Origin of the sequence: Pseudomonas sp. Root71 (genome assembly GCF_001429045.1) — a bacterium.
Classification (GTDB): domain Bacteria; phylum Pseudomonadota; class Gammaproteobacteria; order Pseudomonadales; family Pseudomonadaceae; genus Aquipseudomonas; species Aquipseudomonas monachiensis.
Genome location: NZ_LMHY01000006.1, coordinates 1 through 25,933 on the forward strand (window position 1 = coordinate 1; position 25,933 = coordinate 25,933).

Annotated in this window: 24 protein-coding genes and 1 rRNA gene; 15 read left to right on the forward strand and 10 right to left on the reverse strand. The window is 61.8% G+C overall.

Features of this window, described 5'->3' with window-relative positions; translation table 11 throughout:
* Nucleotides 1-81 (forward strand): 5S ribosomal RNA (gene rrf, locus ASD95_RS30245); the annotation flags it as partial.
* Between the two features lie 64 nt (nt 82-145).
* Here rrf and ASD95_RS07185 read toward each other — a convergent pair.
* The 5 genes from ASD95_RS07185 to ASD95_RS07205 form a co-directional block, all read right to left on the reverse strand.
* Nucleotides 146-898 carry a bestrophin-like domain gene (locus ASD95_RS07185; protein ID WP_236709725.1) on the reverse strand — a complete coding sequence of 251 codons (753 nt, stop codon included), beginning with the start codon at nt 896-898 and terminating at the stop codon, nt 146-148.
* Nucleotides 899-945: 47 nt separating this feature from the next.
* Nucleotides 946-1,374: a hypothetical protein gene (locus ASD95_RS07190; protein ID WP_056723439.1), complete on the reverse strand. Its 429-nt coding sequence runs from the start codon at nt 1,372-1,374 to the stop codon at nt 946-948.
* A 138-nt stretch (nt 1,375-1,512) separates the two neighbouring features.
* Nucleotides 1,513-1,926 carry a VOC family protein gene (locus ASD95_RS07195; RefSeq protein WP_056723442.1) on the reverse strand — a complete coding sequence of 138 codons (414 nt, stop codon included), beginning with the start codon at nt 1,924-1,926 and terminating at the stop codon, nt 1,513-1,515.
* An 89-nt stretch (nt 1,927-2,015) separates the two neighbouring features.
* On the reverse strand, nt 2,016-2,675 hold the full coding sequence (locus ASD95_RS07200) for a TetR/AcrR family transcriptional regulator (RefSeq protein WP_056723444.1): 660 nt from the start codon (nt 2,673-2,675) through the stop codon (nt 2,016-2,018).
* Nucleotides 2,662-3,513 carry a 3-hydroxybutyryl-CoA dehydrogenase gene (locus ASD95_RS07205; protein WP_056723446.1) on the reverse strand — a complete coding sequence of 284 codons (852 nt, stop codon included), beginning with the start codon at nt 3,511-3,513 and terminating at the stop codon, nt 2,662-2,664. Before ASD95_RS07205 ends, ASD95_RS07200 begins: the two co-directional genes overlap by 14 nt.
* Nucleotides 3,514-3,676: 163 nt before the next feature.
* On the opposite strand from ASD95_RS07205, the gene ASD95_RS07210 reads away from it, so the two are divergent.
* Nucleotides 3,677-4,729: an AraC family transcriptional regulator gene (locus ASD95_RS07210; RefSeq protein ID WP_056723448.1), complete on the forward strand. Its 1,053-nt coding sequence runs from the start codon at nt 3,677-3,679 to the stop codon at nt 4,727-4,729.
* An 83-nt stretch (nt 4,730-4,812) separates the two neighbouring features.
* On the opposite strand, the gene ASD95_RS07215 is transcribed toward ASD95_RS07210, so the two are convergent.
* Nucleotides 4,813-6,036: a YbfB/YjiJ family MFS transporter gene (locus ASD95_RS07215; protein ID WP_056723450.1), complete on the reverse strand. Its 1,224-nt coding sequence runs from the start codon at nt 6,034-6,036 to the stop codon at nt 4,813-4,815.
* Between the two features lie 112 nt (nt 6,037-6,148).
* On the opposite strand from ASD95_RS07215, the gene ASD95_RS07220 reads away from it, so the two are divergent.
* Entirely contained in the window at nt 6,149-7,024 is an 876-nt protein-coding gene (locus ASD95_RS07220; protein ID WP_056723452.1) for a LysR family transcriptional regulator, read from the forward strand.
* Between the two features lie 53 nt (nt 7,025-7,077).
* Here the strand turns inward: ASD95_RS07220 and ASD95_RS07225 are convergent, their stop codons facing one another.
* Nucleotides 7,078-7,800 (reverse strand): pirin family protein, encoded by a 723-nt coding sequence (locus tag ASD95_RS07225; RefSeq protein WP_056723454.1) that lies wholly within the window; start codon nt 7,798-7,800, stop codon nt 7,078-7,080.
* Nucleotides 7,801-8,133: 333 nt separating this feature from the next.
* Here ASD95_RS07225 and ASD95_RS07230 point away from each other — a divergent pair, with 333 nt between their 5' ends.
* Both ASD95_RS07230 and ASD95_RS07235 read left to right on the forward strand, forming a co-directional pair.
* Nucleotides 8,134-9,084, forward strand: coding sequence for a GlxA family transcriptional regulator (locus ASD95_RS07230; protein ID WP_056723455.1), 951 nt, complete (start codon nt 8,134-8,136; stop codon nt 9,082-9,084).
* Between the two features lie 151 nt (nt 9,085-9,235).
* Complete coding sequence (locus ASD95_RS07235; protein WP_056723457.1) at nt 9,236-10,720, forward strand: ATP-binding protein; 1,485 nt, start codon at nt 9,236-9,238, stop codon at nt 10,718-10,720.
* On the opposite strand, the gene ASD95_RS07240 is transcribed toward ASD95_RS07235, so the two are convergent.
* Nucleotides 10,685-13,489, reverse strand: a complete 2,805-nt coding sequence (locus tag ASD95_RS07240) for an ATP-binding protein (RefSeq protein ID WP_056723459.1) — start codon at nt 13,487-13,489, stop codon at nt 10,685-10,687. The genes ASD95_RS07235 and ASD95_RS07240 overlap by 36 nt on opposite strands.
* A gap of 321 nt (nt 13,490-13,810) precedes the next feature.
* Here ASD95_RS07240 and ASD95_RS07245 point away from each other — a divergent pair, with 321 nt between their 5' ends.
* Entirely contained in the window at nt 13,811-14,386 is a 576-nt protein-coding gene (locus ASD95_RS07245) for a flavodoxin family protein (protein WP_056723461.1), read from the forward strand.
* A gap of 31 nt (nt 14,387-14,417) precedes the next feature.
* Nucleotides 14,418-15,242 (forward strand): alpha/beta fold hydrolase, encoded by an 825-nt coding sequence (locus ASD95_RS07250; protein WP_046043440.1) that lies wholly within the window; start codon nt 14,418-14,420, stop codon nt 15,240-15,242.
* Between the two features lie 37 nt (nt 15,243-15,279).
* Here the strand turns inward: ASD95_RS07250 and ASD95_RS07255 are convergent, their stop codons facing one another.
* Entirely contained in the window at nt 15,280-15,735 is a 456-nt protein-coding gene (locus ASD95_RS07255; protein ID WP_056723463.1) for a helix-turn-helix domain-containing protein, read from the reverse strand.
* Nucleotides 15,736-15,997: 262 nt separating this feature from the next.
* On the opposite strand from ASD95_RS07255, the gene ASD95_RS07260 reads away from it, so the two are divergent.
* The 7 genes from ASD95_RS07260 to ycaC all read left to right on the forward strand — a co-directional run bounded on the left by ASD95_RS07260 (nt 15,998) and on the right by ycaC (nt 23,302).
* Nucleotides 15,998-16,987 carry an MBL fold metallo-hydrolase gene (locus ASD95_RS07260; RefSeq protein WP_056723464.1) on the forward strand — a complete coding sequence of 330 codons (990 nt, stop codon included), beginning with the start codon at nt 15,998-16,000 and terminating at the stop codon, nt 16,985-16,987.
* A 47-nt stretch (nt 16,988-17,034) separates the two neighbouring features.
* Nucleotides 17,035-17,952: a LysR family transcriptional regulator gene (locus ASD95_RS07265; RefSeq protein ID WP_056723466.1), complete on the forward strand. Its 918-nt coding sequence runs from the start codon at nt 17,035-17,037 to the stop codon at nt 17,950-17,952.
* Nucleotides 17,953-19,133: 1,181 nt separating this feature from the next.
* A complete protein-coding gene (locus ASD95_RS07270) occupies nt 19,134-19,493 on the forward strand; it encodes a DUF6124 family protein (protein WP_056723467.1) in 360 nt (119 codons plus the stop codon).
* Between the two features lie 257 nt (nt 19,494-19,750).
* Complete coding sequence (locus tag ASD95_RS07275; protein WP_056723469.1) at nt 19,751-20,167, forward strand: DoxX family protein; 417 nt, start codon at nt 19,751-19,753, stop codon at nt 20,165-20,167.
* Nucleotides 20,160-20,768: an antibiotic biosynthesis monooxygenase gene (locus ASD95_RS07280; RefSeq protein ID WP_056723471.1), complete on the forward strand. Its 609-nt coding sequence runs from the start codon at nt 20,160-20,162 to the stop codon at nt 20,766-20,768. Before ASD95_RS07275 ends, ASD95_RS07280 begins: the two co-directional genes overlap by 8 nt.
* Nucleotides 20,768-22,606, forward strand: a complete 1,839-nt coding sequence (locus ASD95_RS07285) for an amidohydrolase (protein ID WP_056723474.1) — start codon at nt 20,768-20,770, stop codon at nt 22,604-22,606. Before ASD95_RS07280 ends, ASD95_RS07285 begins: the two co-directional genes overlap by 1 nt.
* 69 nt (nt 22,607-22,675) lie before the next feature.
* Nucleotides 22,676-23,302, forward strand: coding sequence for an isochorismate family cysteine hydrolase YcaC (gene ycaC / locus ASD95_RS07290; RefSeq protein WP_056723476.1), 627 nt, complete (start codon nt 22,676-22,678; stop codon nt 23,300-23,302).
* A 115-nt stretch (nt 23,303-23,417) separates the two neighbouring features.
* On the opposite strand, the gene ASD95_RS07295 is transcribed toward ycaC, so the two are convergent.
* Nucleotides 23,418-24,845, reverse strand: coding sequence for a mechanosensitive ion channel family protein (locus ASD95_RS07295; RefSeq protein ID WP_056723478.1), 1,428 nt, complete (start codon nt 24,843-24,845; stop codon nt 23,418-23,420).
* A gap of 144 nt (nt 24,846-24,989) precedes the next feature.
* Here ASD95_RS07295 and ASD95_RS07300 point away from each other — a divergent pair, with 144 nt between their 5' ends.
* The gene (locus ASD95_RS07300) at nt 24,990-25,886 is read left to right on the forward strand and encodes a LysR family transcriptional regulator (RefSeq protein ID WP_056723480.1); all 897 of its coding nucleotides are present in this window, start codon (nt 24,990-24,992) and stop codon (nt 25,884-25,886) included.
* The last annotated feature ends 47 nt before the right edge of the window (nt 25,887-25,933 follow it).

Below are 25,933 nucleotides of genomic sequence, written 5' to 3' on the forward strand. Positions count from 1 at the left end.
CATCCCGAACTCAGCAGTGAAACGATGCATCGCCGATGGTAGTGTGGGGTTTCCCCATGTGAGAGTAGGTCATCGTCAAGATTAAATTCCGAAACCCCAATTGCGAAAGCAGTTGGGGTTTTGTTTTTGTCCGCAGGAAATGAAATTACTGCCCCAACCGCTCCAGCGTGTGCTCCAGGGGATCCAGTGACACACAGATAAAACCATCAAGCGGTCGATTGAGTTCCTCTACCAGCAGGATGGTTGCCCCCGTCGACAAGGCACACATCAGCAATACGGCGACAATGGTGCCGTTGCAGGGTGCAAACAGACCGAATGAGCCGAAGATAATCCCCAGCCACGTCACCAGGATCACCAGCATCACCGGTGGAATCGATTGATTGGCCTGCAACAGGGTCAGCCAGCGGGCGGCAAACACGGTGTCCATGTCTTGCAATGCCGAGGCTTTCAGCGCGCGCTGATCATCGTTGCCAGGCGTCAGTGATTCGACCTGGCGTTGCAGGCCTTCGGAGCGACGGATCATTTCGGGGCTATCGAGTTCTGCAATCTGACGGTGGTCGCGGGTCGCGAGTACTCGGGTGACTTCGGCGTAGTTGTGCTTGAGTTCGGTGCGGATGCCCTGGGTGTCGGTGCCGTAGCGGGCCAGCAAGCGGTCGAATTGAACCACTTTCGCCGCAGCGCCCTCCAGTTCGGCATTGGCCGTATCGAATGTGCCTTTGGCAGAGGAAACGAGCAGGCCGAGAACCAGCGCCGACATCGTTGCGATGAGGCCGGTGGCCAGCTTCACCACCGCCACGGAGTCGTCGCTCAGATGATGGCTCGGTAATCGCTCCCTCACGTACGAGCCCAGCAGTGCGCTGGCGGACAGACACGCGAAAACGATGAGGGCGATCACCACGTCATTCAAATTCAACCTCCGTTGACGCTGTCTTCCAGGGGAGATATCTACTGGTACTTGATCACGATGCCCTTGAGTTTGCGTCCTTCGATGGTCGTCACGTCGCGAGCCCACAGCGGCCCGCTGGCATAGGCACCCACCGCCTGAATGTGGTCATAGACCACCACCACAGCATCGCCACCGAGTTTGGCGGACTCTTCCCGCAGCTTCTGTTCGACTTCGGTAATCGGCGGGGCGGGGTCGATGCTGGCGTCGATCAACACTTCACCCAGGCGCACATGCGGACGCAGAGGCTCCGAGCGCAGCACGACTACATGGTCCGGCGATGTCGGTGCTGGATGTTCTACGCCGACATACGCGGTGGTCTGTGCGTCGACAGTGGCGCAGCCATTGAGGGTCAGCAGGCCGGTGATCAGTCCACCGGCCAGTAGCAAGCATTTGAAACGGGTGGGCCAGGACAGGTCGTGGGCCGGCATAGTGGGTTCGCTCCTCTGGTTCGCTGCTATCCATGTGGCTAGTTGACGGTAGCAGACGGGCCGGGAGTTGCCAGAACGCCCAACCTTTTCAGGTTGGGCTTTTTAGTGCCTTGAAGACGGTCAATCGACTGAGGTCTTTCACTGATCCTTTTCGCAATTGACCATCCACGACACACCAAAGCGGTCGACCAGCATGCCGAAGCGCGCCGCCCAGAACGTGGTCTCCAGTGGCATTTGCACAGAGCCACCGTTCGCCAGCGCATTGAAGACCCGCTCGGCCTCGGCAATGCTGTCGACGTTGAGTGAAATCGAACAGGCACTCATTTTATCCACGGGGCGATCCGGTGTGGTGTCCGACCCCATGATCGCCTGATCGCCCACGATCAGACGGGTATGGATGATCAGGTTGTGCAGATCCTTGGGGAAATGTTCACCAGCCGGCGTTTCGCCGAAGGTCAACATGGCTTCGATCTGACCTTGCAGGCACTGCGCGTAGAACGTGAAGGCCGCTTTGCAGTCGCCGTTGAAGATAAGGTAGGGATTGATTTTCATGGTCGGCTCCAGGTGTTCGAGTACATACATCGGTTTGGACGCCGGTTTTTTCGGCGAATTCCGATTGTGTCGAGCCGACAAGCAAAGCGCTAAATCTTTGTCGAAGCTTGTGTTTCTTTAGATGTTTTTTCAATAGGACGCGCGAGGCTTATCGCCTCCGGCACGCGCCGTGGCGCCAGCACACGTTCGATGGCACCGCTGACCATGCTCTCGAGCAGCTCATCACGTTCCTGCTCGTCCAGCACATGTGGCGTCAGCCAGCTGGGAGCGCTGTTGAGCAGGGCGCCAATGGCATGCCCGGCCGCCAGCTGACCTTGCTCGCTGAAACGCGACTTCGCGCCCAGCATCCTCAGCAACGTGCGTTCGTATTGCTCGCGCAATTGCCGGACCCGAGCCTGCTGCTCTTCGTTCAGGCAACCGCTGTCGCGCTCCACCAGGCGGAAATGCCAAGGCATCTCCCGATACAGGTTCAGATGGGCGCGGATCAGGCTGTTGAGCTTGTCGCGCTTGCCCGGGGCTTTTTGCTGGATACGTCCCAGGGTAGCCAGCAGTTCCTCGTAGAATTCCTCGATCAGGTCGAGCAGCAGATGCTGTTTGCTGGGGTAATGGTGATACAGAGAGCCCGGGGAGAGCCCCAGGCACGTCGCGAGCTCGCGCATGCCGACCTGGCCGAACCCCTTGCAGGCAAACAGCTCCAGGACCTTGTCCCGGTACTCGGCAAAGCGCGAGCAACGCTCAGGCATAGGCATGGAAGCCGCGCCCCGTTTTGCGTCCCAGGTAACCGGCGGCGACCATTTCCTTGAGCAGTGGCGCCGGGCGATATTTGCTGTCGTTGAAACCGTCATAGAAGGCTTCGAGGATCGACAACAGGGTGTCCAGGCCGATCAGGTCCGCCAGGGCCAATGGGCCGATAGGCTGGTTGCAGCCCAGGCGCATGCCGGCGTCGATGTCTTCGGCGCTGGCCAGGCCTTCCTGGAACACCAGGATCGCTTCGTTGATCATCGGCACCAGGATCCGGTTGACCACGAATCCCGGACGGTTACCCGCCGTAATCGCGGTTTTGCCTAGAGTGGTCGCCATGTCCAGCGCCAGTTGGTGGGTCACGTCACTGGTTTGCAGGCCACGGATGACTTCGATCAGGCCCATCACCGGCACCGGGTTGAAGAAATGCAGGCCGATGAAGCGCTCAGGCTGGCTGACACTGGCGGCGAGTTGGGTGATCGACAGCGACGAGGTATTGGAGGCAATGACGCATTCGTTGCTGACCTGCGCGGCGATCTGTTGCAGCACACGCAGTTTCAGGTCCAGATTTTCAGTGGCCGCTTCGATGACCAGTTGCGCGTCACCCAGGACGCTGTAATCGGTGCTGATGCGAATTTTGTCGAGGGTGGCCTGTTTCTGCTCCACCGTCAGGGTTTGCCTGGCGATCTGCCGGTCCAGGTTTTTACCGACCGTTGCGACGGCTTTTTGCAAAGCGCTTTCGGATATGTCCAGCAAGGTCACGTTGAAACCGGCCATGGCGCAGACTTGCGCGATACCGTTGCCCATGGTGCCCGCACCGATCACTCCGATGTTTTGCAGATTCATCTTCCCATCCTTCGATCAAACCCTGCGATACCTTGGCCGCGACGGCGGCCGAAGGCGTACTATTGCCGCGAGTCTAGAGCCGGCAGGGCGGTTGTCCTATGCCAAAACTGTTCAACGGCACTGATGTTTTTTGCCATTCGGGTGATGAGAGAGAAGCGAACCAATGCGGGAAAAGGACTCGGTTGCCGCCTATTTCGTGCAGGCAATGATCCATGGGCTGAGGGATGATCCGCAGCGCGTGACGGCCGTGCTCGAACAGGCGGGCATTGATCCGGCGGTCATGCACCAACCCACGGCGCGGGTGCCGGCCAACGCGTTTGCGGCGTTGTGGCTGATCCAGATCCGCGAGCTCGACGATGAGTTTTTCGGGCTCGACTCCCATGGCATGCCGCCGGGCAGTTTCGCCCTGATTTGCCGTGCCCTGATTCAGGAGCCCGATCTGCACAAGGCCATGCGTCAATGCCTGGCCAACTTCGGCTTGTTCCTGCGAGACTTTCGCGGCTCGCTCGCGGTGCGTGGCAAGCGTGCGGTGATCAGCCTTGAAACCCGCTCGACGGACAACGACGCCAGCCGGTTTGGTGAAGAAACCTTCCTGGTGTTGATGATCAGTCTGCTGTGCTGGCTGGGCGGGCGGCGCATTCCCATTGATCGTGCGGACTTCCGCCATTCGCGCCTGTCGCTGGGTGACGACCGCCTGCTTTGGGGCCCCAACCTGACCTTTGGTGCCGAGCGCACCGAAATCGAATTTGCCAGTCACTACTTGCGCCTGCCAGTGGCTCAAGACCTGGCGTCGCTGAAAGTGTTCCTGCGTACAGCGCCACAATGGCTGGTGATCCGCTTCCGTAACCAGCACGGACTGGCATCCCAGGTCCATCAGCGCTTGCGCGGCAGTCATTACAGCGAGTGGCCGACGTTGCAGGCCTTTGCCCTGGAACAGCACCTGAGCCCCAGCACCTTCCGCCGCAAACTGGAGCGTGAAGGCTGTTCCTATCAGGAAATCAAGGACGAAGTACGCCGAGGCGTGGCCTTTGAACAACTGCGTCAGAGCGATGCGAGCATCAGCGATATCGCCGAGCAACTGGGGTTCCAGGAACCCAGCGCCTTCCATCGGGCGTTCAAGAAGTGGACCGGGGAAAGCCCCGGGCGCTATCGCGCCCGTTATCAGGGGGAGCAGGGCGCAGGGGCCGCCATCCTTCAGGAACCCTGCGAGCCCTGAGCCATTGTCGGTCCGGCTGCAGGACTTCAGGGCCACCGGGTTCGGTGATTTCGATCAGGGTCATGGTCTGCGGGAGTGTCATTTCAGATACCTGTATTGAGCGTTAAAAATTTGGTCGAACGTCTGAACAGTCGGCTGCCCAGTTCCAGCAACAGCGCTACAACGATGGCGCCGGCGGCAATCACGAACATCAAGGCATGATGGCCGCCACTGGCGTTGAACAGCACCGAGTAAGCGAACCCCGAGAGCGCCTGGAAAGTAGCGAACGACACGGTGGCGCGACTCCAGGTAACCTGTTGCTGATGATGCCCGGGGATCAGTTCATGCACCCGCGCCAACGCCAGCGGCACGATGCCTGGGGGGAAGGAGCCGAGGATCACCGCCAGTAAAGCCAGCGCCACGAACGAACTGCTGATCGATAAAAGGCCGACTGCCAGCGCCTGCAGCACCAGCACGATGCGGATACCGGTTTTCGCGCCCAGATGGTCTGCCAGAAAGCCGTAGCTCACCGGCCCGATAATCGCGCCCAGGCCGTACATCACCCAGATCAGCGCGCCGACATGTGCCCCGGCATTGAGCCCACGGGCGACGTAATCCACCAGGAACACCATGGCCGGCACCAACCCGGCCGCCATGAATGCGTATTGGGCGAACAGCAGGTAAACGTTCGGGTCGGTGGGGGACGACGGTGCATTCGACGGCGTTGCGGTAGTCGGGTGCGCAGTTGTCGGCCAGCCAAACCAACTGGCAGCCGTGAGGATCAAGGCCAGCAGGCCCAGGCCGAACCAGGTTTGCTGCAAGCCGAGGCTCAGCAGTGGCGGTACGATCGTCCCCGACCCGGCGATGCCCAGGCCGATACCCAGGAATATCGCGCCGCTGGCCAGGCCTTTGCGGGCCGCCGGGACCCGGGGCAATACGGTGGCCGCCACCAACACCATGATCGCGCCACCGGCAATCCCCGACAGCAGGCGCCAGCCGAAGAACCAACTCACCGACAACGGAAAGCCACAGGCGAAAAACGCCAGGGTCACCGCCAGCATCATCAGGCGCAGGGCGGTCTTGTTCGAGGTCCGGCGTGCCAGGGGATGGCCGATCAGTGCGCCGATCAGGTACCCCACCAGATTGGCGGCGCCGAGGTACACCACATCACTGGCGGAAAACCAGTGGGCCTGGATCAGCGAGGGAATCAGCGGCGTGTAGGCGAAGCGCGCCAGGCCGATGCTGACCAGGCTGGCGCAGAGGCCGGCGAAGATCGGCAGCCAGATCGCGCCGGGCGCCGGGGTAAGGGGAGGCGATGAACTGTGCATGTGCATTGTCCTGTAGGGTCACTCTGGCCTTCAGCATATCGAGGTTTTACGAAGCATTAATGCAGCGATTACGCGCTATGCTGATGCGTAATTGCATCGTCAGGAGAACGTGATGAATTGGGATGACGCCCGGGTATTTCTCGCGGTTTGCCGCGAATCCACGTTGCGTGGTGCGGCGCGGGTGTTGGGGGTCGACCAGGCCACGGTCGGCCGGCGCATCACTGCGCTGGAAAAGTCATTGAGTGCGACCTTGTTCCTGCGCACATCAGAAGGTTATGCGCTGACGGCTGTCGGCGAAGCGGCACTCAAGGCCGTGGAGAAAATGGAGCATTCGGCGCTGGAGCTGGAGCGCCAGATCCAGGGCCTGGACGATCGCTTGACCGGCACGGTTCGGGTCAGTACCACCGACTCCCTGGCGATTGATTTCCTGATCCCGGCGATTGCCCGTTTGCATCGGCAACACCCGGATGTACGGGTGCAACTGGACGCCACCACGCAGATTCTCAGCCTGGCAAAACGCGAAGCGGACATCGCCGTACGCAACACCCGGCCGGAAAACCCTGACCTGATTGCCCGGCGTATCGCCCGTTGGCCGGTAGGGCTGTTTGCCTCGCAAGCCTATGTCGACGCCCACGGCGTGCCGGAGCCGGGCTCGGCGTTCGCCGGGCATGACCTGGTGGTGTATCAGCCGTACTTGCAGGGCAACAAGGACCTGACGCTGGTCTCGGAACCGGTGGCGCGCGGGCGGATTGTCGCGAGCCTCAGTTCCAGCCTGCTGGTGCGTCGGTCGATTGCGGCGGGGATCGGAGTCGGAGAGATTCCGGTGTACATCGGGGAGAAGGAGGGGTTGGTCAGGTTGTGGCCGGAACGCTCGCGTCCGATGCCCTATGACATCTGGCTGGTGACCCACGCGGACCTGCGGCATACGGCCAGGGTCCGGGCGGTGATCGATGAGATTGTCGCGGGGTTCGCCGGGACCGGCGAGTAATTCCAGGTGGCACAAATCCTGTGGGAGCGAGCAGGCTCGCTCCCACAAAGGTGTTATGGCATTTGCGGCAGTTCCTGTGGGCGCAGGTCGAACACCAGCACTTCAGCATCCACGCCGTTGCTCAAGGTCAGCATCTGTTCATCACGAACCCGCACACCGTCGCCTTCCTGCAACAGCACACCGTTGAGTTCGACGCTGCCCCGGGCCACGTGCACATACGCGTAGCGGTTGGCGGCGAGCTCCAGGGTGGCGCTTTCCTTGCCGTCGATCAGGCCGGCATACACCCGTGCATCCTGACGCACCTTGAGCGAACCCTTGGCACCGTCCGGCGAGATGATCAGTTGCAGGCGTCCGCGTTTCTTCTGGGTGCTGAAATGCTCTTGCTGATAACGCGGTTTGGCGCCGCTGACGTCGGGCACGATCCAGATCTGCAGAAAGTGCACCGCCCGGGTGCCGGAGTGATTGAACTCACTGTGGGCCACGCCGCTGCCTGCGCTCATCAGTTGCACGTCGCCGGGGCGGATCACCGAACCGGTGCCCAGGGTGTCCTTGTGTTCCAGGGCACCTTCAAGCACATAGGAGAAAATCTCCATGTCGCGGTGCGGGTGCTGGCCGAAGCCTTTGCCGGCGGCCACACGGTCGTCGTTGATCACCAACAGGTCGGAAAAACCCTGCTCTTTCGGGTTGCGATAGCTGGCGAAGGAAAAGGTATGGAACGACTTCAACCAGCCGTGATTGGCCAGGCCACGATCCGAGGCTTTGCGAAGAGTCAGCATGATGAAATCTCCTGTGGGGACGTGAATTCGTCCGAGTGAGGAGAAGGTTAATGGTTACTGGCTGGTGCAATAAGTAGATGAAAATTGAAATACTGTCTCGAACAGGTTGACAGTTTATGAGGGCGAATCAGCTATTCTTTTCCAACCTTTACGTCGTACTTAGCCATAATGCATGGCAAGAATCCTGTGGGAGCGGCGGTGCGACGATTCGACTTGCTCGCGAAGGCGTCGTGTCAGGCTAAATGATGGTGAATGACACACTGCCTTCGCGAGCAAGCCCGCTCCCACAAGGATTGGTGTACCGACCCTATTGATCCCAGTGAATTCCAATCCATGAAAACCGTGGCAATGGTGCTGTTTCCCGACTTTCTCCTGCTCGACATGGCCGGACCCATGGAAGTGTTTTCCATCGCCAATCGATACCTGAAACCCGACGATCACTACGTGCTGTCGACCATCGGCACCGAGCCCGGCGCATTGCGGGCGTCCAATGGCGTGAGCGTGCACGCCGACCGGCACATCGACCAGGCCTGCGAGGGTTTTGATTTGCTGTTGGTGCCCGGTGGTCCCGGTGCCTACAACGAAAGGCATCCGCCATTGCTCGACTGGCTCCGGCACAACGTCAGCCGGTCCGCCGCTTTTGGCTCGATCTGCACCGGGGCGTTCGTGTTGGGGCATGCGGGTTTGCTCGACGGCTATCGCGTCACCACGCACTGGCACTACACCGAGCGGCTGATCAAGGGCTTTCCGAAAGCGACCGTCGAGACCGATCAGATCTTCGTCCAGGACCGCAACCTGATCACGTCCGGTGGCGTCACCGCGGGGATCGACCTGGCCTTGTCGGTGGTAGCCCAGGACCACGGCAAGAAAGTCGCCCAGGACGTGGCCAAGGTGTTGCTGGTGGTCATGAAACGCCAGGGTGGGCAGGCGCAGTTCAGCCCGTTGATGGCGGCGGTGGCCCCTCATGAAACGGCGATTACCCGAGTGCAGAACCATGTGCTCGAACATCTGGATGAGACCTACAGCATCGAACGCATGGCCGGTCTGGCCAACATGAGCCCGCGTCATTTCGCCAGGGTGTTCGCCCGGGAAGTGAACATGACGCCGATGGAGTTTCTGCAAAGCGCACGCATCGACTGCGCCAGGAACCTGTTGGAAACCAGCGAGTTGCCGCTCAAGACCGTGGCCTTCAAAAGCGGCTTCGGCAGCGTGCGGCACATGCGTTTTCTGTTCAGTGAGAAACTCGGCCTGACCCCGACCCAATACCGCGAGCAGTTCAGCTAGCGCGCGTGTCCGTCATGCGCACCGCAATGGCCGTGACGCTCCCCCCGTGGCAGTTGTACCGTCACCGAGGCCTGCCAAGATACCGCTGAACTCATTGCAAGGACGGTGCGGAGCCTGGGCTGGAAACCAGGATTGCCGCGGGTGACAGCCCATGAACAGCCTCAGAGATTTGAACAGCGAAGCGGTGCTGCAATTCGGACCCTACGCTTTCCACCTCAGTCAGCGACTGGTGCTGCAGGGCGATCGACCGCTGCGCCTGGGCGGCCGCGCCCTTGACGTGTTGCAGGTGCTGGTCGAGCACGCAGGCTCGGTGGTCAGCAAGCAAGAGTTGATTGCGCAGGTCTGGCCGTGCTCCGTGGTCGAAGAGATCAACCTGCGGGTGCACATTGCCGCCCTGCGCCGCGCCTTGGGCGACGGGCAGAACGGCCAGTGCTACATCGTCAATATTCCCCAGCGCGGCTACAGTTTTGTCGCCTCGGTACAGCATTCGCCGCAGCCCGTAGCGTTCCCGAGCGAGACCTTGAAAAAGCCCCTGCACAACTTGCCGGCGCGGCTCACGCCGATCACCGGGCGCGATGCGGTTGTCGGCAGCCTCGTGCGGCAGTTGCCGGTGCGCCGATTCATGACCCTGGCCGGGCCTTGCGGGATCGGCAAGACCACCGTGGCGCTGCGCGTGGCCGAACTGTTGTTGGAGCACTATCGGCACGGTGTGTGGCTGGTCGACCTGGCGGCGATCGAAGACCCGGCGCACGTGACCGATCACCTCACACAAACCCTTGGGCTGGAAGTCGGTACCACGCTGGAGGCGCTGGCGCAGCGGCATGCCTTGTTGGTCCTGGACAACTGCGAACACCTGCTCGAACGCTGCCGGACGTTGATCGAGACGCTGCTGGCTGCGCTGCCGCGACTGTCGATCCTCGCCACCAGCCGCGAGCCGCTCAAGGCAGCGGGCGAAACCGTCATGCGTCTGCCACCGCTGGCGGTGCCGCCGGCGTCCGCGCTGCGCAGTGTTGCCGAGGTCATGGGCTATTCGGCGGTGCAGTTGCTCGTCAGCCGTGCCCGAACTCGTCAGCAAGGGTTCACCCTGCGTGAGCAAGACCTCAAGACCGTACGGGAAATCTGCCGACGCCTCGATGGCCTGCCGCTGGCGATTGAGTTGGCGGCGGCGCAAATCGATGCGCTGGCGCTGGTGGGGTTGCAAGCGCAACTCGATAACTGTTTTCAGTTGCTGTCCCAGGGTCGCCGCACGGCCGTGCCCCGGCACCAGACGCTCAAGGCTGCGCTGGACTGGAGCTACGAACGGTTGACTGCCGTAGAGCAAACCGTGCTGCAGCGACTGGCGGTGTTCAAGATGGCTTTTACCCAGGATGCCGCGATAGGGGTGATCAGCTGCGACGCGTTGCCGGTCGTCGAACTGATCGAGGTGCTGGACAACCTCACACTCAAATCACTGCTGTCCCAGGAGCAGGGCGGTGGTGTGACCCGTTACCGATTCCTCAACACCACCCGCACCTACGCCCTGGAAAAACTCGAACACAGTGGTGAGTTGCGCGCCCTTGAAACGCGTTATGCCGGTTACGTCAGTCAAACGAGCCGGCCTTCAGGCGGGCAGGTGGCATTGCAACTCGTCGAGTAGCCGGCGAACGGACATCAAGTCGGGCGTGGCGAACCCTTCGGTGTAGCGCTGGTAGATCGGGGCCAGCAGGTCATACGCCCTTTGGCTGTGTCCCTGACGCTGCCACAGTTGCGCCAGCGAGGTGGCGCTACGCAGCTCCCAGGCCAGGGCACCCTGGGTCTTTGCCACGTTGAGTGCCTTGAGCAGCACGGTTTCTGCCGTCGCGGCTTTGACCGGGCAATCCGTTGCCAGCAACGTGCTGGCCCAGGCCCGCAGAATCTCCGCCGTGCTCCAGTCCGAAACACCGCTTTGCGCACGTTCGAGCAGATCATGGTCGACACAGGTTGAATCCAGCGTGACCATGATGTCCTTGATCAAACCGACGCTTTGTCGACCGATGGGCTGCACCTCGGTGCCGCCGATCACCCGCGCGTAGTGTTGCGCCCAGTCATGGAACAGCAGCACCGAGTGTTTCTGCGCCTGTTGCAGCAGCAGGCGCAGGAGTTCGCGGGCGCTGCGGGTGTCGCCGTTGTAGTGGGCGATCAGGCAGCCGGCGAGCGCCAGGGTGTAGCAGATCGACGTGCCGTGGTTGATCTGGAGCGCGATGTCCAGTGCCTGCCGGGCTGCGCGCCAGGCCTGTTCCGGTTGGCCTTGCAGCCAGAGGATGCGTGCGTGGATGGTCAGCGCCGCGACGCTCTGGTCGTATTGCACGCCGAAGCCATGGGTGAAACGGTTGAGATGACCGCTCTGGGCCATGCGTTGCAGCACCTGTTCGGCATGCTCGCCGGCTTGTTGCTGATTGCCGCAGAAGTGCAGGGCGAGCACCCGCAAACGATGCATGCTCAGGGACATCAGGGCGTCGTCATGCAGCCCCAGCCGATCGAATTGCCGGCTCTGTTCCAGGGCCATCTGGTATTGGCCGCAACTGAGATTGACCGTCAGGTGTCCGGAAATCGCCCGCAACTGACCGGCCACATCATTGAGTCGGCTGGCCAGGACTCTGGCACTGACAAACGCGCCAATGGTTTCGGCGCTGGCGCCTTGAGCGTGATAACAGGCACTGCCCAGGGCCAGCTTGAGAGCCATCTGCAAGCGCGGGCAAGGTTGGGCAGACTGTTCGAGCAGGGCCAGCGCCTTGCGCACATAACCGCCGTGTTCCTTGAGCAGTGACAGCTCCTGCCACAGGGGCGTGGACGCCGCGGCCAGGCGTATCGCCAGTGCCTGCGGCCCTTGCGCGTGCAAACCCCAATCGAGGGCCGCGCGGATGTCCTCCAGGGCCCGACCATAGCGTTCGAGCCACAGGCCGGTCGGGGTTTTCTCCCAGTCGTCCTGCGCCTGTTGCATCAGCGCCAGGCAACGTTCGGCATGCCGCTCCCGAGTGCCGGGCAGGTCGGTGGTTTGCCCGAGTTGTTCCAGGGCATAGCTGCGGGTGGTGTCGAGCTGGCGGTAGAAGACATCCTCGTCGCCCACCTCGACGTTCAACAGGGACTTGGCGACCAGTTGGGTGATCGAGCCGAACACTTCGCGGGGTTCGATGTGTTCGCCGACAATCACCGCCGCTGCCGACTCCAGGGTGAAGCTGCCGCGAAACACACTGAGTCGGCGCAGGCAGGTCTTTTCGCAGGCGCTGAGCAGCTCGAAGCTCCAGTCCAGTGTCGCGCGCAGAGTCTGATGGCGTGCCAGGGGCGTCTGGCAGGGCTGGGTCAACACCCGAAAGCTGCTTTGCAGTTGCGCCAGCAAGCCGGGCAATCCGAAGTTGCCCACCTGCGCCGCCGCCAGTTCGATGGCCAGTGGAATGCCATCCAGTCGGTGGCAGATCTCGATCAACAGCGGCAGCTCATCGTCCGTCAGTTCAAAGCTGTCATGGCTGGCCATGGCCCGCTCGACAAACAGTTGCAGGGCGGAAAAGGTCATGGCCTGGGCGCGGTCGAGGACGGCGATGGGCGGCGGGCAGTCGAGTGATTCCAGGCGCTGGACGAATTCCCCTTCGGCCCGCAGGCTCTCGCGGCTGGTGGCGAGAATATGCACGTGCGGCGCACTGCGCAGAATGTTTTCGCAGAGCTGGGCGATGGCGTCGACCAGGTGTTCGCAGTTGTCGATGACCAACAGCATTCGCCTGTCGCGCAGACAGTCGGCAAGACCGCCCAGGGGCTGGTCGTCGTGCAGGGCCAGTTCGAGCAATGTCGCCAGGTGGCCGTCGATCATCAGCGGGCAGTTGATCGGGGCCAGGTCCAGCAGGCGAATGCCGTCCGGGTAACGACCGATCATTTGCTCGGCGACTCGCAAGGCCACGGTGGTCTTGCCGATGCCGCCGGGGCCGACGAGGGTGATGAAGCGCTGGCGTGGCAGTTGCACCACCAGATTGTCGACCAGCGTCCGCCGGCCGATCATGCGCGTGCGACGCACCGGCAGGTTATGCCGGCCCGGCGTGGGGGCGGTGGGCGCCGACAGTTGCTCGGCCTGGTCCAGTGAGTGCGGTGCGACGAAGCTGTACCCGCGCTGGGCCACGGTGACGATGTAGCGCTGGCCGGCCTGACCGTCGCCGAGCGCCTTGCGCAACGCGGCCATGTGCACCCGCAGGTTGATGTCTTCGACCACGCTGTTGGGCCAGACCCGAGCGATCAGTTGCTGCTTGCTGACCACGTTGCCGGCGTGCTCAAGCAGGATCAACAGGATGTCCATGGCGCGTCGGCCCAGGCGTAAAGGCTGGTCGGCCTCCATCACCAGGCGTTGGTCGGGGTAGACCCGGTAGGGACCGAAATGCACAGCCTGTTCGGGGGAAAGGGTCAACGAGTCGCTCCTGCTGCATCCGTCTAGTACGCGGTTTTCGAGCATATTCCTCAGGTTTGTTACAGAGCGCAATGCGCCGCCCGGGTGACTGAAGGGGCAGGCATTGACTCTAGCGTATCGGCCAGTGGCTGTCGGTCCCGAAAACATTGGGTGCGACAGATGGGCAGGACGTGCCGGGGCTTTTTGCGCGCCAAGGAAAATTAACAACGTTTAACTCGTCCTGCGTCCGCTCTGCGTCCAAAACTCTCCTTCTTCAACTTCCACTGAAGGCAGGGATGAAATGTCAGTCAGCCGCGAGCCGCTCCCACTAAGGACACAGCAATGAGCAACGTGGTGGTGGTCTATCACAGTGGCTACGGGCACACCCGGGTCATGGCCGAAGCCGTTGCCGCGGGCGTGGAGCGGCACCTGGGCAGCACCTGCCAGTTGATCCCGGTCGAGGAAGTGGACGGGCACTGGGCGCGGCTGCACAGCGCCGACGCCATCATCTTCGGCGCGCCGACCTACATGGGCAGCGCCTCGGCGGCCTTCAAGGCGTTCATGGAGGCCACGGCGGCGTTCTACCTGACCCAGCCCTGGCGCGACAAACTCGCGGCGGGCTTCACCAATTCCGGCAGCCTGTGCGGCGACAAGCTCAACACCTTGCTGCAAATGGCGGTGTTCGCCGCCCAGCACTCGATGATCTGGGTCGGCCTCGACCTGCTGCCGGCACGCTCCAGCACCGGCGCGTTCAACGGCCAACTCAATCGCCTGGGCAGCTCGCTGGGCGCCATGGCCCAGTCGAATGTCGAGCAATCCCCCGACGATGCCCCTCCACCCGAGGATCGCTGCACCGCCGCGCACCTGGGCGAGCGTGTGGCGCGCCTGGCGGATCGCATGAACCCGCTACCGGTTTGATTCACCCCCCAACGTTAAGGAAGCATCACCCATGAGCACCTTCACTACCCGCGACGGCGTCGAGATCTACTACAAGGACTGGGGCACCGGTCAGCCGATTGTCTTTAGTCACGGCTGGCCGCTCAACGCCGACAGCTGGGAATCGCAGATGATCTTCCTGGCCTCCAAGGGCTTCCGGGTCATCGCCCACGACCGTCGTGGTCATGGGCGCTCCAGCCAGCCGTGGTCGGGCAATGACATGGACCATTACGCCGACGACCTGGCGCAGTTGATCGAGCTGCTGGACCTGCAAAACGCCGTGCTGTTCGGCTTCTCCACCGGCGGTGGCGAGGTGGCGCGTTACATCGGTCGCCATGGCACCGGCCGCGTGGCCAAGGCCGGGCTGATTTCCGCGGTACCGCCGCAGATGCTCAAGACCGAAGCCAACCCCGGCGGCCTGCCGCTGGAAGTGTTCGACGGCATTCGCCAGGCCTCGCTGGCCGACCGCTCGCAGCTGTACATCGACCTCGCCAGCGGCCCGTTCTTCGGCTTCAACAAACCCGACGCGAAACCGTCCCAGGGCATGATCGACTGGTTCTGGATGCAAGGCATGATGGCTGGCCACAAGAACGCCTATGACTGCATCAAGGCGTTCTCGGAAACCGACTTCACCGAAGATTTGAAGAAGTTCGACGTGCCGACCCTGGTGGTGCATGGCGACGCGGATCAGGTTGTGCCGTACGAAGCGGCGGGCGTCTCCTCCGCCAGGCTGGTGAAGGGCTCGACCCTGAAGATTTACCCGGGCGCCCCTCACGGTTTGACGGACACCCACAAGGACCAGCTCAATGCTGACCTGTTGGCGTTCTTGAAAGGTTAAAAAGCACAGATCAAGAGATCGCAGGCTTCGCCAGCGCCTACACGCCAGCGTGTATACCCGTAGGAGCTGCCGAAGGCTGCGATCTTTTGCTTTTAAGGCCATGCACCACCTGACAGCGCCAGGAAAACGGATTGATGCCTTCGCTGCGGGTGAAGATGTGGCAGAAGTGCGCCTGATCGCAGAAACCGCATTCGAGACTGATCTGCGTGAGGCTCAGGCCGGTGTATTGGATCAATTGCTTGGCCAGGGCAATGCGCTGCTGACGAATCCAGTCCTGTGGCGAGAGGCCTGTGCTGCACTTGAACGCGCGCGAGAAGTGACTGCGCGACAGGGCGCAAGCCTGTGCCAGTTCAGTGACTTCCAGGCTGTCGCCCAGACGCTCGAGGATCAGTTGTTTAACCAGTTTTTCGCGTTGTGGGCTGAGGCCGCCGGTGTGGGGCTTGCGCGGTTCGCTGGCAGGTGCGCGGGCGGTGGTGTGCTGTGGGTAAGCCATGGCCATTGTCCGGTCGGGGAGGAAAAGCGCTGGCGCCCGGTTCGAGCGATCAGCACCGTTACTCTGGAAAAAAACAGTTCTGCGCTGAGGGCTTCATTGTTGGAGGCGGCCGATGCGGCTGACGAGTTAAACGTTGTTAATTCCATGCCCGAGGGTGTGAACACAGCACATCGTTGCAAGTGCGGGCAGCGGCGATTGGCACAAGATGCGCACAATGGAGCGGGCTATAACGGACCGCCGCTTGGCCTGGAAAGGTAATCAGATGAAACGGACATTGCAGGGAACGCTCGGCGCCATCGGCCTGGCGCTGATATCTGCCGGCGCACAGGCCCAGGCGCCCGCGCAGGTGGGCACGCAAGTACCCGGATACTTCCGCCTGGCGCTGGGGGATTACGAAGTGACGGCGCTGTTCGACGGCTACAACGATCTGTCGCCCAAGCTGTTGCAGGGCATGAGCCAGGACCGGATCCGCGCACTGCTGGCCCGTCGTTCGATTGAAACCCCGGGGGTACAGACCGCCTTCAACGCCTTTCTGGTCAACACCGGTAAACAGCTGATCCTGATCGACACTGGGGCAGGGCAGTGCATCGGCCCTACCGCCGGCCAGTTGCCGGCCAACCTGCAAGCGGCCGGCTACAAACCGGAGCAAGTGGACGCCATCCTGATCACCCACCTGCACCTTGATCATGTCTGCGGCCTGGTGGACGGCCAACAGCAACCGCTGTTCGCCAACGCCACGGTGTATGCCGCCAAGGCCGAGGCCGACTACTGGCTCGATCCGCAGGCATTGGCCAAGGCACCGGAAGCGGCCAAGGGCTACTTCAAAATCGCCCAGGATTCCACCGCGCCTTACGTGGCCGCCGGCCGTTTCAAGACCTTCACCCCCGGCCAGTCACCGCTACCGGGCGTGGTCGAGGCGCAACTGGAAGCCGGGCACACGCCGGGCAGCACCACGTACCGTTTCACGTCTCAAGGGCAAAGCATTCTGTTCATGGGCGACCTGGTGCACAACCTCGCCGTGCAGTTCCTGCATCCTGAGGTATCGATCGGTTTCGACGTCGACAGCCAGCATGCGATCAAAAGCCGCAACCAGGTGTTCAGTGCCGCTGCCGCCAGCAAGACCTGGGTGACGGCGGCGCACCTGCCATTTCCCGGTATCGGTCATATCACCGCCGAAGGCAAGCATTTCCAGTGGGTGCCGGTGGAGTACGGGCCGTACAAACGAGCGGCAAACGTACCGTTGATCGAGTAAAGTCGACAGCTCTCGCGCCTGGCCGAACATACAAGGAACCCGAGTCTATGAACCGTAACGATCTGCGTCGCGTCGACATGAACCTGCTGGTGATTTTCGAGGCCCTGATGTTCGAAAAGAACCTGACCCGCGTCGCGGAAAAACTGTTCATGGGGCAGCCGGCGGTGAGCGCCGCGCTGGGGCGTTTGCGCGACCTGTTCGACGACCCGTTGCTGCTGCGCAACGGTCGTGGCATGGAGCCGACGGCGCGGGCGCTGGCGATTCTCAAGGAGTTGCAACCGGCGATGGACACCATTTCCGGTGCGGTCAGCCGGGCCAAGGAGTTCGATCCGGCGACCAGTTGCGATGTGTTTCGCATTGGGCTGTCGGACGATGCCGAGTTCGGTTTGTTTCCGCCGTTGCTGCGTCAGTTGCAGGAGGAAGCGCCGGGCATCGTCGTGGTCGTGCGGCGGGCCAATTACCTGTTGATGCCGACGCTGCTGGCGTCGGGGGAAATCTCGGTGGGCGTGAGTTACACCACGGATCTGCCGGCCAATGCCAAGCGCAAGAAGCTGCGCGATATTCCCTGCAAGGTGCTGCGCGGTGACACCCGTCCCGGGACGCTGACCCTGGATGAGTACTGCGAGCGGCCCCATGCGATGGTGTCGTTCTCGGGGGATTTGAGCGGCAATATCGACCTGGATCTGGCGAAGGTCGGGCGCAGTCGTCGTGTGGTGCTGGGGGTGCCGCAGTTCAGTGGGTTGCGGGCGTTGCTTGCCGGGACCGAGATGATTGCCACTGTGCCGGATTATGCGGCGTGTGCTTTGGTCGAGGGGTGTGGGTTGCGGGCTGAGGATCCGCCGTTCGAGATTGAGGCGGCGCAGTTGTCGATGGCCTGGAGCGGGGTGCATGACAATGATCCGGCGGAGCGGTGGTTGCGGTCGCGGATTGGTCAGTTCATGTCTTTGGCTTTGGATATTCCCTAGTTGTTGACCTTGGCGGCCTCTGGGCCGACCAGGTTCTTGGGTGATTGAGTACATATCCGTTTCTGCGGTCACGGCCACTTATGGTTCCGCTCTTACAGCGGGTCACTTTGGCAAACGCCCCAAAGTAACCAAAGGTCTCGCCCCTTACGTACGGCCCCTCGCTAAGGCTCGGGGTTCCTTCGCTCCGGCATTCATCCGGGGGCATTGCCCTCCGGTCGGCTTCGCTTCGACCTACATGCAATGAGTTCGACTGCGTCGAACGGCGCTGCGCGCCCATCCCCGGATAAACACCTGCGCTCAGCCTTCCGAGGGGGCGGGTGGATCAAGATCAAGAGCTGCAGGCGAGCTAACGCTCGGCCTGATGAGTGGTGAGAAGCGGCGCGGTGTGGGCTGCTCTGCCTTTGCTCTTCTGTGGNGGATCAAGATCAAGAGCTGCAGGCGAGCTAACGCTCGGCCTGATGAGTGGTGAGAAGCGGCGCGGTGTGGGCTGCTCTGCCTTTGCTCTTCTGTGGGAGCGACGGTGCGGCGATCCGACTTGCTCGCGATGACGGCCTGCCAGCCGACCAATCTCTCACAGATGTACTCAGTACCTGTGGGAGCGGGCTTGCCCGCGAAGACGGACTGCCAGCCAACCAATCTCTCGCAGATACACACAACTCAAACTGTGGGAGCGGGCTTGCTCGCGAAGGCGGCCTGACAGCCAACCAATCCCTCACAGATGTTGCCGATCCAATTGTAGGAGCGAGCCTGCTCGCGATAGCGGTGTATCAGTCAACACCAGTGCCGTATGTGATGCCGCCTTCGCGAACAGGCTCGCTCCCACAGGGAATGTGCCGCGTTCTGACAGCCCTGTTTAAAAGCCGTCAGCCTCTATTCCTGAAAGCCACACCGCCTTGCGTCGTTGCCTACAACTACGCCAGAATCCGCCGGCTTGTGAGTCTTGTACCCGGTCTTTATCGTTTCCCTGTCGCTGCAAATTCAGCGACCGGGTTTAGCGACCCGACCAGGTATAAGCGCAACAAGGCTCCAGTCTGCAATTTTCGACATGGTGGCTGTGCGCGGGAGACCTTCGGGTCTGCCGGGTCTTATACCTCCCGGTTCGCTAACCTGCGTACAGCTGCCACCCTTACTTGTTTAGCGACGGGTTTTGGTGGTTTCACCAGGTATAAAGGAGCTCCGCCATGTGCAAACCAACCCCCAATCCCCCGCAATCCGACGACGTTTCCCCCTACGACTCGCTCGACTCCAGAAAGCTCCACGAAGCCGCCGACCGCGCACTGGATCACTACCTCAACCCCGCAAAAGATCCGGCTCCATCGCACAAACCCAGCACGATGTTTGTCATCGCCCCCGACATCAACACCGAAACGCTATTGGCCCACGCCTGCGAATCCCTGGCCTCGGCCAGCATCATGGCCAGTGACCTTGCGGGATTTCTGCAAAGCCCTCATCGCAACGCGCTGCTGGGGATTGCGCAAATCATCATGTTGGGCGAACTGGCGGTGAACCGGGCGCTGGATAATCTCGACCCGCAGGAATAACCCGGTAGAAGCAACAACAAATAAACCTGTGGGAGCGAGCTTGCTCGCGATTGCGGTGGGTCAGTCAACATCCATGCTGAATGTGATGCCGCCATCGCGAGCAAGCTCGCTCCCACAGGGTTCTATGTCGTTTGGTCGATCTCGGTCTTCCCGCAAACAGAGCACGTACATTCAATTTTTCCTCCCCCCGTCCCGGCACTATCAAGTCCTGTCCCGGCGTATCGATGCCGGTGGTTTTTTATTTGTGCGGGTAGGCCATGGACGCTTCGCGACGCGATGATCGGGCGCAAGACTGGGGGCTGCTGTTCCTGCGGGTCAGCGGCGGGTTGTTCCTGTTGTGGGTACACGGTTTGCCCAAGCTGTTTCACTACAGTGCCGAGTTGCAGAACATCGAAGACCCTTTCCATCTGGGCGCGAACCTGACGCTGCTGCTGGCGATTTTCGCCGAGGTCGTGTGCCCGCTGCTCATCGTTGCCGGGTTGCTGGCGCGTCTGGCGTGTTTGCCTATTCTGTTTTTGCTGTGTGTGTCGATGTTGGTCGTGCATCCGCAGTGGACGCTCTTCGAAGGCCAGTTCGGCTGGCTGCTGCTGATTGTCTTCACCAGTATTTTCATCGCCGGGCCGGGACGGCTGGCGCTCAATGTCCGTTTCGTCGGAGCCTTGCGTTATGTCTGATCTCAATCGCCGTGAGCCGGCCAGTCCCGGACCTGATGAGGTGGTGACCCTGATCGTCAAGCACCGGGTCAAGGCCGGTTTCGAAGTGCCTTATGAAGCCTGGCTGCGCAATATCGTCAAGGTGGCCGCGCAGAACGTCGGGCATCTGGGCGTGGATGTGGTGCGCGGCAAGAATGCCGGCCTCGATACCTACACTTGCGTGCTGCGCTTTTGCTCGACCGAGGCAATGCAGAACTGGCTCGATTCGCCGCAACGCCAGGAACTGGTCAACGCAGCCGCGCCGATGCTGGCCGATGGCGACCAGACCGAGGTCAATCCGGTCAACGAGTTCTGGTTCTCGCCCCAGGCCGAGGCCGGTACGCCACCGCCGCGCTGGAAGCAGGCCGTGGTAACGCTGCTGGTGATCCTGCCGCACACCCTGCTGGTACCGTTGCTCTGGGGGCCGCTGCTACGGCTCAACGCCTTGCTCTCCAACTACGTGGTGGCCACGTTCCTGATCACCCTGACCATCGTGCTGTCGGTGGTTTACCTCTTCATGCCCATGGCGACGCGTCTGTTCGCGCCCTGGCTGTCTCCCGCTACTTTGCACGAGGAACCGTGATGAACGCCGATCTGATTCTGTTCAATGGTCAATTCCATACCGTTGACCGTGAGAAACCGCTCGCCAGCGCCGTGGCGATCAGCGACGGGCGTTTTGTCGCGGTCGGCAGCGATGCCCAAGCCATGGCCCTGCGTGGTTCGGGCACACAAGTGATCGACCTCAAGGGCCGCTGCGTGATCCCCGGGCTCAACGACTCGCACTTGCACCTGATCCGTGGCGGCTTGAACTACAACCTGGAACTGCGCTGGGAAGGTGTGCCGTCCCTGGCCGATGCCTTGCGCATGCTCAAGGAGCAGGCCGACCGTACGCCGACGCCGCAATGGGTGCGGGTGGTCGGTGGCTGGAACGAATTCCAGTTCGCCGAGAAGCGCATGCCGACCTTGGCGGAGCTCAATCAGGCGGCACCGGATACGCCGGTGTTTGTGCTGCACCTGTACGACCGCGCCTTGCTCAACCGTGCCGCGTTGCGCGTCGCCGGTTATACCCGCGACACACCGAACCCGCCGGGGGGCGAGATCGTGCGTGACGCCAACGGCGAGCCGACCGGCATGCTGGTGGCGCGGCCCAACGCGATGATTCTGTACTCGACCCTGGCCAAGGGGCCGAAGTTGCCGCTGGAGTATCAGGTCAACTCGACCCGCCAGTTCATGCGCGAGCTCAATCGCCTGGGCCTGACCAGCGCCATCGATGCCGGCGGCGGTTTCCAGAATTACCCGGATGATTACCAGGTGATCGAGCAGTTGGCGAAGGACGAGCAACTGACCGTGCGCATCGCCTACAACCTGTTCACCCAGAAGCCCAAGGAAGAGTTGACCGATTTCAAGAACTGGACCGGCAGCGTGAAGCTGCACCAGGGCGACGATTTCCTGCGGCACAACGGCGCCGGGGAAATGCTGGTGTTCTCGGCGGCGGACTTCGAAGACTTCCTCGAACCGCGCCCGGACCTGCCGCAAACCATGGAAGCCGAGCTGGAGCCGGTGGTGCGCCACCTCGTCGAGCAACGCTGGCCGTTCCGTTTGCACGCCACCTACAACGAATCCATCAGCCGCATGCTCGATGTGTTCGAGAAGGTCAATCGCGACATTCCGTTCAATGGCTTGCCGTGGTTTTTCGACCACGCCGAAACCATCACCCCGCAGAACATCGAGCGGGTGAGGGCGCTGGGCGGTGGCATCGCGATCCAGGATCGCATGGCGTTCCAGGGTGAATATTTCGTCGAGCGTTACGGCGCGAAAGCGGCCGAAGCCACGCCACCGATCAAACGCATGCTGGCCGAAGGTGTGCCGGTCGGCGCCGGTACCGACGCGACGCGGGTGTCGAGCTACAACCCGTGGACCTCGCTGTACTGGATGGTCAGCGGCCGCACCGTCGGCGGTATGGAGTTGCACGCCGAAGGCCTTTCACGCCTGACGGCGCTGGAACTGTTCACCCACGGCAGCGCCTGGTTCTCGTCGGAGCAAGGCAAGAAGGGCCAGATCAAGGTCGGGCAACTGGCCGATGTCGCCGCCCTCAGCGCGGATTTTTTCAGCGTCGATGAAGAGGCGATCAAGTGGATCGAGTCGGTGTTGACCGTGGTCGGCGGCAAGGTGGTCTACGGTGCCGGTGACTTCGAGAAACTCGGGCCGGCCAGCGTGCCGGTACTGCCGGACTGGTCGCCGGTGGTGAAGGTGCCCGGTCACTGGCGCCCGACGTCGCCGATGCAGGCCCAGGTTCACCATTGCAGCGGCCCGTGCGCGGTGCATTCCCACAGTCATGAACGGGCGCGCCTGTCGAACGCGCCGGTCAGCGATTTTGCCGGTTTCTGGGGCGCCTTTGGCTGCTCGTGTTTTGCCTTCTGACTCTTTTAAAAAAGCGCCGGCCCAACAGGTCGGAGCTGACTGCGACAACCATCCATCAAGGAGTTTCCAATGAGCAACGTTCCGTACAAACGCCTGAACAAAGACGATGCCGTGGTTTTGCTGGTCGACCACCAGACCGGTCTGATCTCGCTGGTACAGGATTTCTCGCCCAACGAGTTCAAGAACAACGTGCTGGCGCTGGGCGACATCGCCAGGTTCTTCAAGCTGCCGACCATCCTCACCACCAGTTTCGACAGCGGTCCGAACGGCCCGATCGTGCCGGAGCTCAAGGCGCAGTTCCCGGACGCGCCGTTCATTGCTCGCCCGGGCCAGATCAACGCCTGGGACAACGAAGACTTCGTCAAGGCGATCAAGGCCACCGGTCGCAAGCAACTGATCATCGCCGGTGTGGTGACCGACGTGTGCGTGGCGTTCCCGACTCTGTCGGCCATTGCCGAGGGCTTTGAGGTGTTTGTGGTGACCGACGCTTCCGGCACCTTCAACACCACCGTGCAACAAGCGGCCTGGGCACGCATGTCGGCCGCCGGTGCGCACCTGCTGAACTGGTTCTCCGTGGCCTGCGAGCTGCAAGGCGACTGGCGCAACGACATGGAAGGCCTGGCCAACCTGCTGTCCGAGCGCCTGCCGAACTATCGCAACCTGATCAACAGCTACATGAAATTTACTGCGCAGTAATGGTTGTGGCTGCTGGCTTTGGCCAGCAGCCTTTAAAAGATCGCAGCCTTCGGCAGCTCCTACTTCGGAATGTGTTTCCCTGTAGGAGCTGCCGAAGGCTGCGATCTTTTTTCTTTCAACGCTTTTGCAACCAACTCAAAAATCCACCTTTCCTGACCGCCACCGGCTTGGCCATCAACGCCATCCGGCTGTTCTGCTGGCGCACTGCTTGCAGCTTGTTCAACGCCCGGTCGACTTCCCGTCGTTGCGCCATGCAACTGCGGGTCAGGGATTTGTCGAGGCGGTAAATGATGCTTGAAGTCATGGCGGTGAACCGTGCCTGGGATGGCGTGTCGGCGAGGATGCTTTGTTCGCCCATGACTTCGCTCGGCCCCATGCGCCCGGCTTCGATCTGCGTGCTGCCGTCGGGGACGGTGGCGCTGACCACGCCAGTGGCGATGACGAACAGGCTGTCCGGTACTTCTTCCAGATCCAGCACCACTTCACCGGCCGTGTATTGTTGCGCCACCATGTTCTGGGCCAGGCGATCACGCTCCTCGGCGCTCAGGGAACGGAAGATTTTCACTTCATCGAGCAAAGCCCGTGCGCGGGTCGACGGTTCGATCACGCCATCGGGTTGCCGGGAAATGCCTGCCGCTTCGAGGTGCCGATGGGCCAGGTCGAACAGTTGATTGCGCACTTCACCTTTTTTGCCCAACTCGGCGATAAAGCCGCTGGCCACGTATTCGGACATGGTTTCGCCGGCTTCCTTGAGCACGGCTTTCGGCGCCGGATCGAGCAGCAGGCTGCTGCTGCCTTGCAGAGTGCGGTCCAGGGCGTCGAGTACCCGACGCGGGCGGATGTGGTTGGGCACTTGAATGCTGATGGACACACCGTGCAGGTTGAACGGGCGGCTGAGGTTGACGATCTTCGCCTTGGCCGCCACCGAGTTCGGCACCACCGCGGTGCTGCCGGCGCTGGTCAGCAGGTGGGTGGCACGCCAGTCGATGTCCAGCACCTTGCCTTCAATTCCGTCGATGGAAACCCGGTCATCGACCTGATACGGCTTGGTGGTGTTGAGCACGATGCCGGAGAACACGTCGCTCAAGGTGCTCTGCAATGCCAGGCCCACCACGATGGCGACGACGCCGGAGGTCGCCATCAAGCCTTTCACCGGCAGCTCCAGCACGTAGCCGGCGGCGGCCACCACGGCAATCAGGAACACCAGTGCGCCGATGACATCCTGCAACAGCCGGCCGCTGTGGCCGATGCGCTGCATCAGGGCCAGGCCGATCACTTCGGTGAGCACCCGCGCGGCGTACAGCCACCAGAGAATCCCCAGTGCCGTGGCCCCCAGTTGTGCCACGGGATCTTCGGCAAACAAGGGTGCCTGCAACGGGCTGACACCGGCGTTGATGAGCACCGCGCTGAACAGCACAAACAGCGCCAGGCGCACACCGACCCGGCTGACGCGATGCTTGAATGGCGCGAGGTGCCAGAGCAGGGCGTCGACTACCAACAGCAGTGCGCTCAGGGAAAGCAAATGCTCAAGGAGCAAGGACATGGGGAACTCCATTTAAATGCTTGCGGCAAACAGATCGCAGATCCTTCGGGGAAGGTGATTTCAGTGCGGTGAACGAAGATTAATGGTGTGCCATGAAGGGAAAAAGCGGCTATAAAGTGTTTGACTGTCAACCGGGAAGTGACAATGAACCCCTTCGAAGATATGCGCATTTTTTGCCAGGTCATGGACTCCGGCAGCTTCACGGCGGCCGCCGATCAATTGGGGCTGTCCAAGCAGTTTGTCAGCCGCCGCTTGATGCAACTCGAAGAGCGCCTGGGCGTGCGCTTGCTCAATCGCTCGACCCGGCGCCTGGACGTTACGCCCCTGGGGCAGAGCTATTACGAATCAGCCTTGCGCCTGCTCAGCGAAGTCGAACAAGTGGAGCAGGGCATCGCCGGCCAGACCACCGAGCCACGCGGGACCATTCGGGTGAGTGCGCCGCTGTCGTTCGCACTGGCCCATCTGGGCTGCCTGTTGCCAGTGTTTTTGCAGCGCTATCGCGACGTGACGGTGGAGATGGATTTGAGCGATCGCCCCGTGGATTTGCTCGGTGAGGGCTACGACCTCGCGCTGCGCATCGGCACACTGGAGGACTCGACACTGATCGCCCGCCGCATTGCCTCCATTGAGCGGGTGTACTGCGCAAGCCCGGCGTACCTGGCCGAGCGCGGTACACCGCTCAAGCCTGAAGACTTGCACAGTCACGACTGCCTGCCGTATGGCCATGGTCGACAGGTGCAATGGCGGTTTGCGGGGCAGGGCAAATCATTGAGCGTCAATGTCAGCGGGCGGATGCGCGTCAACAACGGTGAACTGCTCAAGGATGCGGCGATCGCCGGGCTGGGGATCACGTATTTGCCTACGTTCATTGTCGGCTCGGCGTTGAAGGATGGGCGACTGGTGGAGGTGCTGGAGGATTTGCGCCCCGAGCCGCTGACGTTATCGGCGGTCTATCCGCAACACCGGCAGAGTTCGCGGCCGGTGCAGGCGCTGGTTGAGTTCTTGCGCGAGGAACTGGATCAGTCTGAGGGTGGGTTGTAATGAGATGGTTCACACAATCTATTGTGGGAGCGGCGGTGCGCCGCTCC